Annotated in this window: 1 protein-coding gene; it reads right to left on the bottom strand. The window is 35.3% G+C overall.

Going from position 1 to position 1653, the window contains the following annotated elements:
- Positions 1-267: 267 nt before the first annotated feature.
- The coding region (locus ENL20_10445; GenBank protein ID HHE38976.1) for a T9SS type A sorting domain-containing protein at positions 268-1653 on the bottom strand (1386 nt) is incomplete at its 5' end.

Below are 1653 nucleotides of genomic sequence, written 5' to 3' on the forward strand. Positions count from 1 at the left end.
ATAAAACCGAGAACATCCGCTTCTATTTGCTTAATAAAGCCGAGCTTAGAATTAACGTGTATTAGATTACAATCACCAACTTTTTTCCCAATCCTTTTTGCGATAGCTAATGAATTACCCGATCCTGTAAAATAAAATATTATATTCACAAAATTCTCTTTCATCTTGATTAATATAAATTATTAATCATAATTTAAGTAAGAATAACCTTCCGGATTTCAAAAAACCCGGGAGGTTATTAAATCTCAAAAATGGAGTTTTGAGTTACTATTTCATTAGCAACATTTTTCTGGTCTTTTGAAAGTTTTCCGCTTCGATTTTATAGAAATAAATTCCTGAAGATACCGTTTTATCATTATTATTTTTTCCGTACCAAACAACAGAGTGTTGACCTGCTAACAATTTATTATTGATTACCGTTTTTACTTTCTGTCCTTTCATATTATAAATTTCCAGAGAAACCTGTGCATCTTCCTTCAGATCGAAACTGATCCTGGTTTCAGGATTGAAGGGATTAGGTGAATTCTGATAAAGAGCATTTGCAATTGGGATAAGAGGGTCATTAGATCCTGCTCCTTCCCAAATAACTGTTTCAACATTGGAAGCTTCACTTTCATTTCCCTGATCATACATAGCAGTTACATAGTATTCGTATTCTCCTGCTTCTACCAAATTATCCTCAAAGATTAAATCAGTAGTAGTCCCCAGAAGTTCAAACTCATCTCCATCCATATTTCTGTATATATTGAAGTTCTGGAATTCACGATTGGAATGATTATTTTGTTTTCTACCACCATTTTCCGTTGGTTGATTATGTTCCCAGGATAGATCGACTATATTATCATTAATAACAGTTTGCAGATTTTCCGGAGCTTGTAGATAGTACAATTCAAAGTAAATCGGAGTGAGTGTCCCTTCAAGCACTTCTACATCTTCGAACGTAATTGTTTCATAACCTGTTAATGTAGCTGTTATATCATAAATTCCTACAGGTAACTCCACATCAAATAAACCGGTCTCATCCGGATTTATAACCATTGCACCAATAGAGATTTCAACTTCTTCATAGTTGGTCACAGGAAATAGTGAAACAGATCCTGCAATCATTCCAGTAGCAATAGGTACAATGGATGGGAAAGTTATGAAATCTACCCAAGCACAGTCATCATCAATAAATGTGGTTCCATCAGAATTGTCTTTCACATAAACCCAATCAAAAGTATGTGTACCTGTTTCAATAGGATAACTGGCAAAAGTCCAGGGTGAGGAACCATCAGATTCAGGTTGGAAACGGTCTGCTGTTTCTCCATCAATAATGAAAAATAATCCGTCATAGAAATACGTTTGGGAAGGACTGTACTCACAGGCGACTTTGTACCAAAAGCTAATCTCACCATCTAAGGTTACATCAAGAGTCAAACTCATAAAAGAAGCTTGATTGTGAGAAATTGGATATGATTTTGCACTAGCTGTACCACTATAGAACTCGTTTGTATCAATGCTCCATACCACATCGTCAATCGGATTTACAATTGTAAAGTCTTCAATTGGATTCACGTTGGGCCATGAAATTTCATAACCCTGGAATTCCCATGGGAATTGAACAAATCCACCACTTTCAAAATCTTCTCGATGAATTACTACTTGAGTTGG

Source organism: Candidatus Cloacimonadota bacterium (assembly GCA_011372345.1).
Classification (GTDB): Bacteria; Cloacimonadota; Cloacimonadia; order Cloacimonadales; family TCS61; genus DRTC01.